The organism is Brachybacterium subflavum (assembly GCF_009299795.1).
Lineage (GTDB): Bacteria > Actinomycetota > Actinomycetes > Actinomycetales > Dermabacteraceae > Brachybacterium > Brachybacterium subflavum.
The window spans coordinates 124,486-138,111 of sequence record NZ_VIGP01000005.1 but is presented as its reverse complement, the minus strand read 5'-3'; the positions used below and the strand labels follow the sequence as shown (position 1 = coordinate 138,111).

The 13,626-nt window shown below is 73.6% G+C and carries 10 protein-coding genes; 8 read left to right on the top strand and 2 right to left on the bottom strand.

Translation table 11 applies throughout. From position 1 onward, the window contains the following. Positions 1-174 precede the first annotated feature (174 nt). From FHG10_RS12945 to FHG10_RS12935, 3 genes are all read left to right on the top strand, one after another. Positions 175-930, top strand: a complete 756-nt coding sequence (locus FHG10_RS12945) for a LamB/YcsF family protein (RefSeq protein WP_152353761.1) — start codon at positions 175-177, stop codon at positions 928-930. After that, complete coding sequence (locus FHG10_RS12940; protein ID WP_227488244.1) at positions 927-2,780, top strand: 5-oxoprolinase subunit B/C family protein; 1,854 nt, start codon at positions 927-929, stop codon at positions 2,778-2,780. Before FHG10_RS12945 ends, FHG10_RS12940 begins: the two co-directional genes overlap by 4 nt. Before the next feature lie 308 nt (positions 2,781-3,088). After that, entirely contained in the window at positions 3,089-5,650 is a 2,562-nt protein-coding gene (locus tag FHG10_RS12935; protein WP_319803215.1) for an alkaline phosphatase PhoX, read from the top strand. 114 nt (positions 5,651-5,764) lie between these two features. Here FHG10_RS12935 and FHG10_RS12930 read toward each other — a convergent pair whose 3' ends face one another. Further along, on the bottom strand, positions 5,765-6,532 hold the full coding sequence (locus FHG10_RS12930; RefSeq protein ID WP_227488242.1) for a GntR family transcriptional regulator: 768 nt from the start codon (positions 6,530-6,532) through the stop codon (positions 5,765-5,767). A gap of 23 nt (positions 6,533-6,555) precedes the next feature. Here FHG10_RS12930 and FHG10_RS12925 point away from each other — a divergent pair, with 23 nt between their 5' ends. Both FHG10_RS12925 and FHG10_RS12920 read left to right on the top strand, forming a co-directional pair. Continuing rightward, a complete protein-coding gene (locus tag FHG10_RS12925; RefSeq protein WP_227488241.1) occupies positions 6,556-8,112 on the top strand; it encodes a sugar porter family MFS transporter in 1,557 nt (518 codons plus the stop codon). Next, positions 8,109-9,077: an alpha/beta hydrolase gene (locus FHG10_RS12920; protein ID WP_152353758.1), complete on the top strand. Its 969-nt coding sequence runs from the start codon at positions 8,109-8,111 to the stop codon at positions 9,075-9,077. Before FHG10_RS12925 ends, FHG10_RS12920 begins: the two co-directional genes overlap by 4 nt. Before the next feature lie 10 nt (positions 9,078-9,087). Here FHG10_RS12920 and FHG10_RS12915 read toward each other — a convergent pair whose 3' ends face one another. Then, positions 9,088-10,095 carry a LacI family DNA-binding transcriptional regulator gene (locus tag FHG10_RS12915; protein WP_152353757.1) on the bottom strand — a complete coding sequence of 336 codons (1,008 nt, stop codon included), beginning with the start codon at positions 10,093-10,095 and terminating at the stop codon, positions 9,088-9,090. Positions 10,096-10,234: 139 nt separating this feature from the next. Here FHG10_RS12915 and FHG10_RS12910 point away from each other — a divergent pair, with 139 nt between their 5' ends. The 3 genes from FHG10_RS12910 to FHG10_RS12900 all read left to right on the top strand — a co-directional run bounded on the left by FHG10_RS12910 (position 10,235) and on the right by FHG10_RS12900 (position 13,588). Further along, entirely contained in the window at positions 10,235-11,302 is a 1,068-nt protein-coding gene (locus FHG10_RS12910) for a Gfo/Idh/MocA family protein (RefSeq protein ID WP_193636306.1), read from the top strand. Positions 11,303-11,435: 133 nt separating this feature from the next. Beyond that, positions 11,436-12,605 (top strand): Gfo/Idh/MocA family protein, encoded by a 1,170-nt coding sequence (locus FHG10_RS12905; RefSeq protein WP_152353756.1) that lies wholly within the window; start codon positions 11,436-11,438, stop codon positions 12,603-12,605. After that, complete coding sequence (locus FHG10_RS12900; RefSeq protein ID WP_152353755.1) at positions 12,602-13,588, top strand: sugar phosphate isomerase/epimerase family protein; 987 nt, start codon at positions 12,602-12,604, stop codon at positions 13,586-13,588. The genes FHG10_RS12905 and FHG10_RS12900 overlap by 4 nt, the downstream gene beginning before the upstream one ends. Positions 13,589-13,626 lie beyond the last annotated feature (38 nt).

Genomic DNA, 13,626 nt, shown 5'->3' with positions numbered 1-13,626 from the left:
GGCGCGAAGTCACCCGATCGGTCGCGCGGAATGTCCGGGATCGCGGTCCAGTCCGGCGGGGTGGGCCGATCGGTCGTGCGGACGATCGGCCCGGCCGACGGACGGCCCGGCTGTCGGGGGAGTCTGCGATCCTTGGAGCGGAGATGCGTCCACGAGCGTCGACGGAGAGGCCCCATGAGCACGATCGATCTGAACAGCGACATCGGCGAGTCCTTCGGCGCCTGGACCATGGGTGACGATGAGGCGATCCTCGACGTCGTGACCAGTGCGAACATCGCCTGCGGCTTCCACGCCGGGGACCCCTCGCATATGCGGCGCACGGTGCGGGCGGCGGCCGCGCGCGGAGTCACGATCGGCGCGCACGTCTCCTACCGCGACCTCGCGGGCTTCGGCCGGCGCTTCGTGGACGCGAGTCCCGACGAGCTCGCCGACGACGTCGTCTTTCAGATCGGCGCCCTGCAGGGCATGGCCCGCGCGGAGGGCGCCCGCGTCGCCTACGTGAAGCCGCACGGCGCCCTCTACAACACGATCGTCCACCACGAGCAGCACGCCCGGGCCGTCGTCGAGGCGGTGCGGGCCCTCGGCGACCTCGCCCTCCTGCTGCTGCCCGGATCCCGCGCGGCGGAGCTCGCCCGCGAGGCGGGCACCGCGGTGATCGGCGAGGCCTTCGCCGACCGCGCCTACACCCCCTCGGGCACGCTCGTGCCGCGAGGGGAGAGCGGCGCGGTGATCGAGGACCCCCGTGAGGTCGCCGAGCGCATGGTCCGCTTCGCCGCCAGCGGAGAGATCGAGGCGACGGACGGCACGATCCTGCGCCCCGAGGCGACGAGCATCTGCCTGCACGGCGACACCCCAGGCGCCGTCGACCTCGCCCGTGCCGTGCGCCGCGGACTCGAGGGCGCGGGCGTGGACGTCCGGAGCTTCGCATGAGCCCCCGCGAGGACAGAGCGGGGAAGGCCCGGGATGCGAACCCGAGGCCCGCACGCGGACGCGGCGCGAAGCGCGGGAGCGGCGCCGGCGCGGCCCCGCCCCGCGTGCTGCCGATGGGGGAGCGGGCCCTGCTTCTCGAGCTGCCCAGCCTCGAGGACGCCCTGGCCTGGAACGACTCCGTGCGCACCTCGCCGCTGCCCGGCCAGGAGTGGAGCGTGGTCGCCGCCCGCACCGTGCTCGTGCGCTTCGGGACCTCGGCCGACGCCCGCGCGGCCGCCGAGGAGATCGCCGCGCGCACCCCGGAGGCGGGGAAGGCCTCGACCGGGCGGACCCGCCGGATCGGCGTCGTCTACGACGGGGAGGACCTCGAGGAGGTCGCCCGCGCCACCGGGCTCAGCGCCGAGGCCGTCGTCGCGGCCCACACCGGCACGCCCTGGACGGCGGCCTTCGGAGGATTCGCCCCCGGGTTCGTGTACCTGACCGGCGGCGATGCGCGTCTCGCGGTCCCCCGCCGGGACAGCCCGCGCACCCGCGTCCCGGCGGGAGCGGTCGCGCTCGCCGGGGAGTTCTCGGCCGTCTACCCGAAGGCCTCGCCCGGCGGCTGGCAGCTCGTGGGCCGCACCGACGCCGTGCTCTTCGATCCCGACGCGAAGGATCCCGCGCTCATCCGCCCCGGCGACACCGTCCGCTTCGAGGCACGGCGCGAGAGCGCGCGGGTGATGGGGCGCGGGGGCGGGACGGCCGGCGAGGGAAGAGCGGACGGCGCGGCCTCGGATGACACCGCCTCGGACGACGCCGCAGCCACCGTCGAGGCGCAGCCCGCCCCGCGTCCCTTCCCTGATGTACCTGCGGGAGCGGCCGCGCTCGAGATCCTCGTCCCCGGTCCGCGCGCCCTCGTGGAGGACTCCGGCCGGCCCGGTCTCGGCGACCTGGGGGTCACGGGCTCCGGTGCGGCCGACGGCCCCTCGGCCCGCCAGGCGAACCGCCTGGTGGGCAACGCCCCGGACGCGGCGGTCCTGGAGACGCTGCTGGGCGGACTCCGCGTGCGCGCCCGCGGCGACCTCGTCCTCGCGCTGTCCGGCGTGATCGGCGAGGGCAGGATCCACCGGGCCGATGACGATGCCGCGGAGGAGGACGAGAGCGACCTCGACGAGGGCGAGGAGGCGGCCGCGCGCGAGGACGCGGGCTTCCCCGTCCCCCTGTGCGAGCCCTTCGGCCTGCGCGACGGCGAGACGCTCGCCCTCGCCGCACCGACGTCGGGACTGCGCGGTTACGTCGCGGTGCGCGGCGGCATCGACGTGCCCGCCCAGCTCGGGAGCCGTGCGGCGGACACCCTCTCCGGCCTCGGCCCGCGTCCCCTCGCCGCCGGCGACGTGCTCGCCATCGGACAGGCGGATGCGCACCGCAGCGTCGGCTCCCCCGAGGAGCCGGCGACCGTCCTGCCCCGGTCTCCGCAGGACCCTGACCCCGACGACGATGCGGCCGCCGGTGGCCTCGCCGGTGCCGTGCTGCGGATCCGGCGCGGCCCGCGAGCGGACTGGGCCGAGGACGACGCCCTGCTCGGACGGACCTGGGTGGTCGGCGGCCACAGCGACCGGGTGGGCGCACGCCTCGAGGCTGCCGACGGCGACGCGCCCCTGCGCCGAGTGCGCACCGGGGAGCTCGCGAGCGAGGGCCTGGTCCCCGGAGCGATCCAGCTGCCGCCCTCCGGGCTGCCCCTCGTGTTCCTCGCGGACCACCCCGTGACCGGCGGGTACCCCGTGATCGCGGTGGTCGACGAGGCTGACCTCCCCCTGCTCGCCCAGCTCCCGCCCGGCACGAGCCTGCGCTTCGCACCCTCCGTGCACTGACGCCGCGCCCGCCGCGCCGCGCTCACCGTCCCGACACCTCCCTGTCATGTCGACGTGGGGCCCTGGACATTCCAGGACGACATGCTCGATCCGCCCCTCGCGCCCCGGGGGACTGCGGATGCGCCACTGCGACACGAGCGTCCGCGCAGGATCACGCCGCGCCCGTCGGTGCGGCGGCGGAGTCCGCGCTGCGCCCGATGGTGCGGCGACGGAGACCGTGCCGCGCTGCGCATGCCGCCGGAATCCTTCCGCCGGGGCCACGTCCCCACGCGAAAGGACCCCTCGTGGTCATCCAGCTCCCCCTGCTCATGAAGGATCATGTGGCCGGCAAGCGGTCGCCCGTGACCTGTGCCCTGAAGTGCGCGAACGCGTGCCTCGGCGAGACCTGCAACAGCTCGTCGAACTCCTCCTTCCGCGACGTCGCCTCGGCCGCGCTGAGCCGTCGCGCCATGCTCGGCGGCACCGCCGCAGGCGCCCTCGCGATCGCCGTCGCCGGCACCGCGGGCGCCCCGTCGGCCGACGCGGCCCCCGTCGGCCCCCTGGTCGACGCCGGCAAGGGCCCCAAGGCCCCGAACGGCAGCCCGCTGCGCTTCGAGGCGATCGAGCCCGTCGATTTCACCGTCGACGAGTTCACCGTCCCCGAGGGCTTCGCGTGGCATCCCATCATCAAGTGGGGCGACAAGCTGTTCTCCGACGCCCCCGACTTCGACTGGGACGCCCAGACCGCCGAGGCGCAGAAGCGCCAGTTCGGCTACAACAACGACTACACCGAGATCCAGGAGATCCCGGAGACCGACGGCCTGCGCGCCGTCATGTTCGTGAACCACGAGTACACGAACGAGAACATCATGCTGCCGGAGGACACCGACGCCGAGACCGTCGCCGAAGTGGGCCTGAACGCCCACGGCCTGACCGTCGTCGAGCTGCAGCGCGAGGACCACGACTCGCCGTACGAGTACGTGGTCGACGCCGAGCTGAACCGCCGCTTCCTCGCCGACACGAAGTACGCCTTCACCGGCCCCGCCCGCTTCTCCGACCTGCTGAAGACCAAGGACTTCCCCCGCGGCAACGCCACCCGCGGCACCTTCGGCAACTGCTCGGGCGGCCTCACCCCGTGGGGCACGCAGCTCAGCGGCGAGGAGAACTTCAACGGCTACTTCCGCACCGGCGGCGACACCGACGAGGACACGCGCTACGGCATGAGCGCGAAGGCCACCGCCCGCGGCTGGGAGAACGTGGACCCGCGCTTCGACACCACGAACGACGGCTACGAGAACTCCGCCCACCACTTCGGCTGGATCGTCGAGGTCGACCCGTGGGACCCGACCTCTACCCCGCGCAAGCACACCGCCATGGGCCGCTTCAAGCACGAGGGCGCGAACGTCATCCTCGCCGAGGACGGCCACGCGGTCGCCTACATGGGCGACGACGAGAAGTTCGACTACCTCTACAAGTTCGTCTCCGCGAAGAAGTTCAAGGAGGGCAACCGCAGGCACAACATGACCCTCCTCGAGGAGGGCGACCTCTACGTCGCGAAGTTCGAGGGCAACTCGGGCACCATCAACGGCTCGGGCGCGGTCCCGAAGGACGGCTCCTTCGACGGCACCGGCCGCTGGATCCCGCTCGTGCTCGATGGGAAGTCCCAGGTCGAGGGCATGGACGTCGACGAGGTGCTCGTGAAGACCCGCCTCGCGGCCGACACCGTCGGCCCCACGAAGATGGACCGCTGCGAGGACGTCGAGCCCTCGCTGAAGAGCCGCAAGGTCTACGTGGCCTGCACGAACAACGACGGCCGGGGCACCGAGGGCAAGGCCGGGCCCGACGAGGTCAACCCCCGCACCGTCAACCGCGACGGCCACGTCGTCGAGATCGACGAGCTGGGCACGCAGTCCGGGACATCCTTCGCCTGGAACCTGCTGCTGGTGTGCGGCGACCCCGCGCAGAACACCTCGACCTACTTCTCGGGCTTCCCCCGCAGAAAGGTCTCGCCGATCTCCTGTCCGGACAACCTCGCCTTCGACTCCGTCGGGAACCTCTGGATCTCGACCGACGGCGCCCCGAGCACCATCGGGTTCAACGACGGCCTGTTCCGCGTGACCCTCGAGGGGAACCAGCGCGGCAAGGTCGAGCAGTTCGCCTCCGTCCCGGTCGACGCCGAGACCTGCGGCCCGATCGTGCGCGACCAGGACCGCACCGCCTTCGTCTCGGTCCAGCACCCGGGCGAGGACGGCACCTTCGACGAGCAGGTCTCCTACTGGCCCGAGTTCGAGGGCACCGGACCGAAGCCCACGGTCGTGCAGATCCTGCCCGCGCGCACCGAGTTCAGCGACGTCAAGAAGGGCTCGGAGCACCACGACGCGATCCAGTGGGCGGCCCTCAAGGGGATCATCCCCGGCCGGGCGGATGACACGTTCGCCCCGCGCAGGAAGGTCACCCGCGCGGCGCTCGCCGCGTTCCTCTACCGCGCTGCCGGGAAGCCCGAGGTGCGCCTGCCGCGCAACGAGCCCTTCGGCGACGTCGAGCAGGGCGAGACGAACAACTACCGGGCGATCATCTGGGCGAAGCAGGAGGGCATCGTCGGCGGCTACTCCGACGGCACCTTCCGCCCCACCCAGGCCGTCAACCGTCAGGAGAGCGCCGCCTACCTCTACCGGTACGCGGGCTCCCCGTCGACCCCGAAGCCCACGAGGCCCCCGTTCGGCGACGTGCCGGCGAGCTCCACCTTCGCCCGCCAGATCTCCTGGCTGAAGACGCAGAAGGTCGCGACGGGCAATGCCTTCCGGCCGACGGAGGCGCTGACGCGCGAGTGGGCGGCCGAGTTCCTCCACGCGCTGATCGCCGAGCGGAAGACGGCGTTCCGGAAGGGGTGACAGCTCGGCCCAAGGCTGGGCCCGGGGAGGGCGAGCTGCGACTCGATGCGCGCGGCTCGCCGTCCTCGTCTCTGCGGTCCGCTGCCATCGTGACCGGGGTGGTGACCGTCGCCTTCACTCCGAGGGCGACGTCGGTCCGGACTGTTCCTGGGCCCCGCGCGGAACCAGGGCACGGCGCACGCCGAAGGAGATGTCGTAACGGTCGGCGCGATAGACGCTCGTCGTCCGCTCGACCGCGGCATCCCGACGGTCGAAGGCGACCCTTGTGACGGCGAGAGCGGGCGAGCCGACGGGGACAGAGAGAAGCGCGGCCTGCGCGTCCTCGAGTGCGACGGCACGGACCACCTGCCTCGCGTGCATCGGGCCGGCACCGAGCGCATCGAGGTGTTCGTAGAGCGGCTGGGAGAGGTCGCCGTCCAGGAGCCCGGGTGCTTTCGAGACCGGGATGTGCGTGGTCTCCAGGCACATCGGCTCACCGTCTGCCAGGCGCAGGCGCACGAGTCGTGCGACCGGATCCCCCGGGGCGATTCCGAGGGACTCCGCCAGGTGGGCGTCGGCACCGGCCTCGTCAGCCGTGATCACCCTCGAGCCCGGGACGCTGCCCCGGGCGCGCATGTCCTCGCTGAAGGAGGTCAGTGCGAGTGACTTCGAGACGGTCGAGGGCGCGACGAAGGTGCCGGCGCCCTGGACACGGTGGACCAGTCCGGCCAGTTCGAGATTGCGCAGCGCCGTGCGGACCGTCGCGCGGCTGACGCCGTAGGTCGAGGCGAGGTCGCGCTCCGGTGGCAGCGCCGCGCGCGGGGCCGACGCGGCGATGTTCTCGCGCAGGCGAGAGGCCAGCCACTCGTGCTTGGGACGCCCGTCGGCGGCTCGCATCGTCATACCAAAGCCCTCGATGTCATCTAATGGTCCGAACCAATATACGCAGCTTATCAAGAGACTGTGGAGATGTTCCCCGTACGCCATCGCACCGTGCGCCCTCGTGTTGCGATCGGCAGGTCATCGCTGCACTATTGGTTCTGACCAATGACGTTCGCGTACCGGAGGAGGAATCCATGCCCGAACACCTCGGCGCGACGCCGGGCTCCGCCGAGGATGACCGCACTCGCCGGAGCCGCACGAGACGGGTGGTCGCGATCACGACCGTCGTGGCGCTGGGCGGCTTCCTCTTCGGGTACGACACCGGAGTCATCTCCGGTGCACTCGCCTTCATCACGGACGCCTTCTCGCTCACGCCGCTCAGCTCCGGCGTCGTGGTGAGCTCGATCGTCGTCGGCGCGATGGTCGGAGCGCTCGCCTCCGGGCGGCTCTCCGATCGCTTCGGGCGGCGCACGATGGTCATCGTGGCCTCCGTGGTGTTCATCCTCGGCTCGGTGCTCGCGGCGATCGCCCCGTCCTTCGGTGCGCTCGTCGCGGCTCGCGTGGTGCTCGGTCTGGCGATCGGTTCCGCCTCGGCTCTGGTCCCCGTCTTCATCGCGGAGGTCGCGCCGCCCGCGGCCCGCGGTCGCCTCGTCGCCGTGAACCAGCTGCTCATCACGATCGGCATCGCGGTCGCCTATCTGGTGGGCTTCGCATTCACGGACAGCGGCAACTGGCGTGCCATGTTCGCGATCGGGGCCGTGCCCGCGATCGCTCTCGGGGCGGGGATGCTGGCGATGCCCGAGAGCCCCCGCTGGCTGCTGGCCAACGGCAGGGAGGCGCGTGCTCGCGAGGTCCTTGCCCAGCTGCGACCCGCCGAGAGCGTGGAGGGAGAAGTCCAGGAGATCCGGCGCGTGGGCACCGAGGGCCCGGGACGCCTGCGTGATCTGCTCCATCGGTGGATGGCGCCGGCGCTCGTCGCCGGCATCGGACTGCAGATCCTGGGGCAGGCCACCGGGGTGAACACCGTCGTCTACTACGCGCCGGTGATCTTCGGCAACGCGGGCCTCGGTGCATCCGCCGCGATCCTCGCCACCGTCGGCATCGGCATCGTCAACGTGGTGATGACGATCGTCGGCATGGCCCTGGTGGACCGGATCGGCCGCAAGGCGCTGCTGATCAGCGGCGTCGCCGTGATGGTGCTCGCTCTCGTCGCCCTGGCTGTGACGATGACGATCGGCGGCCTCTCGGAGGCGACGGGAGTGGTCGCCTTCGTGTGCGTGGCCGTGTACATCGCCGCCGTCGCCGCGAGCCTCAACGTCGTCGTGTTCATCATCCCGTCCGAGATCTACCCCCTGCACGCGCGCGGGAGCGCCATGAGCGTCACCCTGTTCTCGAACTGGACGATGAGCTTCGTGGTCTCCCTCTCCTTCCTGCCCCTGCTGGACCTGCTGGGCACGGCAGGGGCGTTCTGGATGTACGCATTCTTCTGTGCGGCCCTCATCGTGTTCGCCGTCCGACTGATCCCCGAGACCCGCGGTCGCAGTCTCGAGCAGATCGAGCGCGACCTGCGGAAGAGGGCCGCGGCCGGGGGCGGGGCATGAGCGGCAGTCCTCTCGCCTCCCGGGGTCGAGCCGCCGAGGCACCGCGGCGGGCGCCGCTCGCGGCGAACCTGCGCGCCGGCCTCGCCGAGCTCGCGCAGGCGATGCCCACGGACCTGCGCACGGCGCAGGACGTCGAGGCGTACCGGCGGGCAGGGGCTGCGCGCACCACCACGGCCCCCGCGGTCGCCGAGCGCCTGGGTCTCGCGTGGCGGGAGAGCGATGCGGTGGACGGGTGCCCGATCACCGTCTTCTCGCCGCGGGAGCGCGGGGCGGCGCGGCCGGCCGCACGCGTGCTGTTCCTGCACGGAGGCGGGATGATCGCGGGCTGCCGCTTCGACGGCGTGGACGTCCTCGCCCGCCACGCCGCGGCGCTCGACCTCGAGGTCTGGACCCTCGAGTATCCGCTCGCGCCCGAGCACCGCATGCCCGACATGATCACCACGGTGCTCGGCGTCCTCACGGCGATGGACGACGCCGATCGGGCCGACGTCCCGATCATCCTCTCCGGTCAGAGCGGAGGCGGCGGGCTCGCGGCGGCGAGCGCACTGCACGCGCGGGGCCGGGGGATCCGCGTGGACGCCCAGCTGCTCGTCTGCCCGATGCTCGACCGCACCGACACCGCCTCGGCGCGCCAGTTCGGAGACTCCCCGGCGTGGAGCGCGGTCTCCCACCGCACCGCCTGGCAGATGGTGCTCGCGGGCACCGATCTGCTGCCCCCTGGGGAGCGCGAGGACCTCGAGGGCCTGCCGCCGACGTTCCTCGACGTGGGCGCGGCCGAGCTGTTCCGCGACTCGGTCCTCGCCTTCGCCGGGCGTCTCGCCGCGGCCGGGGTTCGCGCCGAGCTGCACATGCACTCCGGCGCCTTCCACGGCTCCGACTGCGTGGTCGAGGACGCGCAGGTCTCGAAGGATGCGCACGCGGCGCGCGCCAGCTGGTTGGCGCGGGTGCTCCGCGGGGAGGTCTGAGCCCCGCCGGCTACCCGTCGCCGCCGGTGCTCCGGCGCACCCGCAGCGCGGGCTCGAGGATCAGGCTGCGCGCCTCGGTGCGCCCCTCGTCGAGCCGCTCGAGGGCGGCCTCGACGGCCCATCGGCCCAGCTCGTCGGCGTCTTGGCGCACGCTCGTGAGGCTGAGCGCCTGGGTGCGGGCGAGCGCGGAGTCGTCCCATCCGGTCACCGCGAGCTGGTCGGGCACGGCGAGCCCGGCGGCCATCGCCGCATCGAGCGCCCCGAGCGCGGCGAGGTCGTTGAAGGCCAGCAGGGCGGTGGGGGAGTGCGCGAGCGCGGCCTCGGCGGCGCGCCGGCCGTCGGCCTCGGTCGGCCCGCCCGGGACGACGTGCGCATCGACCTCCCCGCCCCGGCGGCCCGCGGCGGCCTCGAAGCCCTCGCGGCGGCGCGCGGAGACCTCGCCCGCGCCGCCGTCGAGATGGACGAGCCGGCGGCGCCCGCGCGCGACCAGGTGCTCGACCAGCAGCTCCATGCCGGCCTCGTCGCTGCTCATCGCCCAGTCGGTCGCAGGTCCGCGGGCCGCACGGCCGATGCTCACCACGGGCACGTCGCCGGTCAGGAGGTCGCGCTCGGCCTCGGGCAGGGTCGAGCCGAGAACGAGCAGGGCCTCGCTGCGCAGCTCGAGCGCCGAGGCGAGGGCGGCCGGCTCGTCCTGCGTGCGGGTGCGCGGTGTCATCACCAGGCGGTAGCCGGCGCGCTCGGCGGCCGCGAGGGCGGCGTCGGCGATCTGCGCGTGGAAGCCGTTGTGCAGGTCGTGGACGATGCCGAGCTGACGGGTGCGCGTGAGCGCGAGCATGCTCGCCCCGCGATGGGGGCGGTAGCCCAGGGTCCGCGCGGCCTCGAGGACCTTCTGGCGCGTCGCCTCGCTGGCGCCGGGCGCCCTGCGGAACACGATCGAGACCAGGGCCTTGGAGACGCCGGCCTCGCGGGCGACGTCCTTCATGGTGGGCGCGCCGCGCGAATGCGGTCCCGGTGGCATGCGGTCCCCTCTCGGTGCGGCGGATGTCCTGACAAACCTTGACGGGCTCTGGCCCGCTTTCGTACTCTAGACCGGTCTACACGACTAGACCGGTCTAGTCCATCGGGTCACGATCCCGACTGTTCGAGGAGGAACGACGATGACGACGATCGAGCACGCGCCCGGCGGCGGCGAGGCTCCCGAGGTGCGCTGGGGGATGCTCTCCACGGCCTCCATCGGCCGCACCCTCGCCCCCGCGATCGACGCGGCCCGCGGGGCGCGCCTCGTGGCGATCGCCGGTCGCGACGCACGGCGCACCGAGGACTTCGCTCGCGGGCTCGGCATCGAGCGCGCGCACACCGGCTACGAGCAGCTGCTCGCCGATCCCGACGTCGACGCCGTCTACATCCCGCTGCCCATCGCCCTGCACGCCGAGTGGGCGATCCGCGCCCTGGAGGCCGGCAAGCACGTGCTGTGCGAGAAGCCCCTCGCCCTCACTGCGGCCGACGCTGCTGCCTGCTTCGACGCCGCCGCAGCCGCGGACCGCGTGCTCATCGAGGGCCTCATGTGGCGCCAGCACCCGCGCACCCGCCTCGTCGAGAACCTGCTGGCCGAGGGCGCGATCGGCGATCTCGCGCTGGTCCGCGCCGCCCTCACCGTCGACGCCCCTGCGGGCGACATCCGCCGCATCGCGGCCCTCGGCGGGGGTGCCCACCGCGACCTCGGCTGCTACTGCGTGAGCGCCCTGCGGCTCCTCGCGGGCGAGCCCCGCACGGTCCGCGCCGCCCGCGTCGTCGACGAGGCGCCGGGGGCCGACGGCGGGGACCTGCGGATGGCGGCCACCCTCGAGATGACCGGCGGCGCCCTCGCCCAGCTCGACGTGGGCCTGGACCTCGAGCGCCGCGACGAGCTCGAGCTCGTGGGCACCCGCGGCCGCCTGCTCGTGCCCGACCCGTGGCTGTGCCGCGAGGCCTCCGTGACCCTCGTGCAGGGCGAGCAGGCGCGACGCATCGAGGCCGACCCGGACGGCGTCCTCGGTCTCGCCCCGGGGCCCGACAGCCTCGACGCCTACCGCCTCGAGATCGAGTCCGCCTCCCGCGCCGTCCGCGGTGAGGAGACGCCCCGCTTCGGCCGAGAGGACGCGATCGCCCAGGCCGCCGTGCTCGAGGCGCTCGACGCCGCCGCGCGCACGGGGGAGAGCGTCGCCCTCGCCGGCGCCTCGGGCTGACGCCGATGTTCGGTCCGGCCCACTGACTCCGACCCACTGACTCCGACCCACTGACTCCGACCCGCTGACGGGTCGCCCGTCCTCGCCCTCCGGCCCCGACGTCGAGGCCTCCCACCACACCCAGGAGCACTCCATGACCACCGTGCGCGTCGGCCTCATCGGCTGCGGCAATGTCGCCCTGAACTTCCACGTCCCCGCCTACCAGGCGCTGCCCGGCACCTTCGAGATCGTCGGCCTCGCCGACCCCACCCCGGAGCGACTCGAGCTGGGCCGCACCACCGCCGGCCTGACCCCGGAGCAGGTGCACGCCGACGCCCTCGACCTCATCGCGCGCGAGGACATCGACGTGATCGACGTCTGCACGCCCCAGCACCTCCACCGTGACCTCGTGATCGCCGCCGCCCGCGCCGGCAAGCACGTGATGAGCGAGAAGCCGCTCGCCGCGATCCCCGCCGAGGCGGCCGACATGGTCGACGCCGCCCGCGCGGCCGGCGTCCAGCTCGCCACCATGCACAACTACCTCCTGTTCCCCGAGATCCGGGCCCTCGCCGACCTCATCGCGAGCGGCGAGATCGGGCAGGTGCGCAGCGTCGCCGTCGACATGCTCGGCGTCGTCGACGCCGCCGGCGCGAGCGGCTACCGCCCGCAGTGGCGCAAGGACCCCGCGGCCTCCGGCGGCGGCGTGCTCATCGACATGCTCCACGGCGTCTACCTCACCCAGCACCTGCTGGGGCGCGAGGTCGAGGGCGTCTCCGCCTGGATCGACGCCGCCCCGGGCGACGCCGTCGAGAGCCTGGCCCTCGCCCGCCTCGAGGCCGGCGACCGCGCGGGCCTGGTGAACATCGGCTGGGGCATGGGCCCCGGCGGCATCCGTGTCGACGGCACCGCGGGCCGCGCCATCCTGCACTACCGGGCCGACGGCACGATCCCCTGGGCCCCGTTCGAGTCCCTCGACGTCACCACCGCCGAGGGCACCCGCGCCCTCGACCTGCCCGCCGGCCAGGAGCTCGACGGCCTCATCGCCGACTCCATGCGCGACCTGCTCGCCGACCTCGCCGCGGCGATCCATGAGCACCGCGCCCCGGCGGCCGATGGCGCCGCCGCCCTCCACGTCCTCGAGACCGTCGTCGCGGCCTACGGCTCCGCGGCCCTCGGCCGCACCGTCGGCCTGCCGCTCGAGACCACCGGGCCCCTGCACCGCGCCGGCGTCACCGGCATCCCCGACCTCGACGTCCCCGGGACCTCCCGATTGCGGGAGCTCGGGGTGTTCGGGCTCCACGCGGCCGAGGCGGCGATGGCATGACGACCACGCACCCGCTCGGCCTGCTCACCGACAGCCTCTCCGAGCTCACCCGCGAGGACGCGCTGGATCTCGCCGCCCAGCTGGGCGTCGAGACCGTCGAGATCGGCCTCGGCGGAAACCACGGCGGCTGGTCGCCCGCCCCGCACGCCGACCTCGAGGAGCTCCTCGCCGAGCCCGCCGCGCGCCGACGCCTGGCCGCGGACATCACCGGGCGCGGACTGCGCCTGGAGGCGCTGAACGCCGCCGGCAACCCGCTGCACCCCCACCAGGGCGAACGCGACGACCACGTGCTGCGCGGAGCACTCTGCCTCGCCGAGGACCTCGGCGTGGACACCGTGGTGACGATGTCGGGACTGCCCGCCGCCCCGGGCGACTCCTTCCCGGCCTGGATCACCACCGTCTGGCCGCCCGAGAACGGCCGCCTGCTCGCCCACCAGTGGGAGGTCGCCGCGCGCTACTGGGAGCAGATCGCCGCCGAGGCCGAGAAGCGCGGGGTGAGGATCGCCGTAGAGATGCACGCCAACCAGCTCGTCTACTCCGTGCCGTCCCTGCTGCGGCTGCGCGAGGCCGTCGGCCCCGCCATCGGCGCGAACCTCGACCCCAGCCACCTGCTGTGGATGGGCGCCGACCCGATCGAGGCAGCCCGCGCCCTCGCCGGCACCGTCCACCACGTCCACGCCAAGGACACCCGCATCGAGGAGCGCGCGGCCGTCGCCTCGCGCCTCGAGACCACGCCGAACCCCCAGGTCGACGAGCGCGCGTGGAACTTCGTGGCCGTCGGCCGCGGGCACCCCGACGGGCCCGCCTTCTGGGCCCGCTGGATGGAGGCTCTCGCGGGCGGCGGGTACGCCGGCCCCGTCTCCATCGAGAACGAGGACTACGAGCTCAGCCAGCGCGACTCCGTCGCGTTCGCCGTCAGCACCCTGCGTGCGGCGCAGGACCTCACCCGCGGCGCCGTCGGGAACGCCTCCGTCCCCGCCTGATCCGCACCGGGCGGCGCACCGACGCGCCGCCCGACGGG

Excerpts from the sequence above, each read along its gene's own strand:
- FHG10_RS12945 (WP_152353761.1), top strand. The coding sequence starts at position 175 with ATGAGCACGATCGATCTGAACAGCGACATCGGCGAGTCCTTCGGCGCC.
- FHG10_RS12940 (WP_227488244.1), top strand. The coding sequence starts at position 927 with ATGAGCCCCCGCGAGGACAGAGCGGGGAAGGCCCGGGATGCGAACCCG.
- FHG10_RS12935 (WP_319803215.1), top strand. The coding sequence starts at position 3,089 with ATGAAGGATCATGTGGCCGGCAAGCGGTCGCCCGTGACCTGTGCCCTG.
- FHG10_RS12930 (WP_227488242.1), bottom strand. The coding sequence starts at position 6,532 with ATGACGATGCGAGCCGCCGACGGGCGTCCCAAGCACGAGTGGCTGGCC.
- FHG10_RS12925 (WP_227488241.1), top strand. The coding sequence starts at position 6,556 with ATGGTCCGAACCAATATACGCAGCTTATCAAGAGACTGTGGAGATGTT.
- FHG10_RS12920 (WP_152353758.1), top strand. The coding sequence starts at position 8,109 with ATGAGCGGCAGTCCTCTCGCCTCCCGGGGTCGAGCCGCCGAGGCACCG.
- FHG10_RS12915 (WP_152353757.1), bottom strand. The coding sequence starts at position 10,095 with ATGCCACCGGGACCGCATTCGCGCGGCGCGCCCACCATGAAGGACGTC.
- FHG10_RS12910 (WP_193636306.1), top strand. The coding sequence starts at position 10,235 with ATGACGACGATCGAGCACGCGCCCGGCGGCGGCGAGGCTCCCGAGGTG.
- FHG10_RS12905 (WP_152353756.1), top strand. The coding sequence starts at position 11,436 with ATGACCACCGTGCGCGTCGGCCTCATCGGCTGCGGCAATGTCGCCCTG.
- FHG10_RS12900 (WP_152353755.1), top strand. The coding sequence starts at position 12,602 with ATGACGACCACGCACCCGCTCGGCCTGCTCACCGACAGCCTCTCCGAG.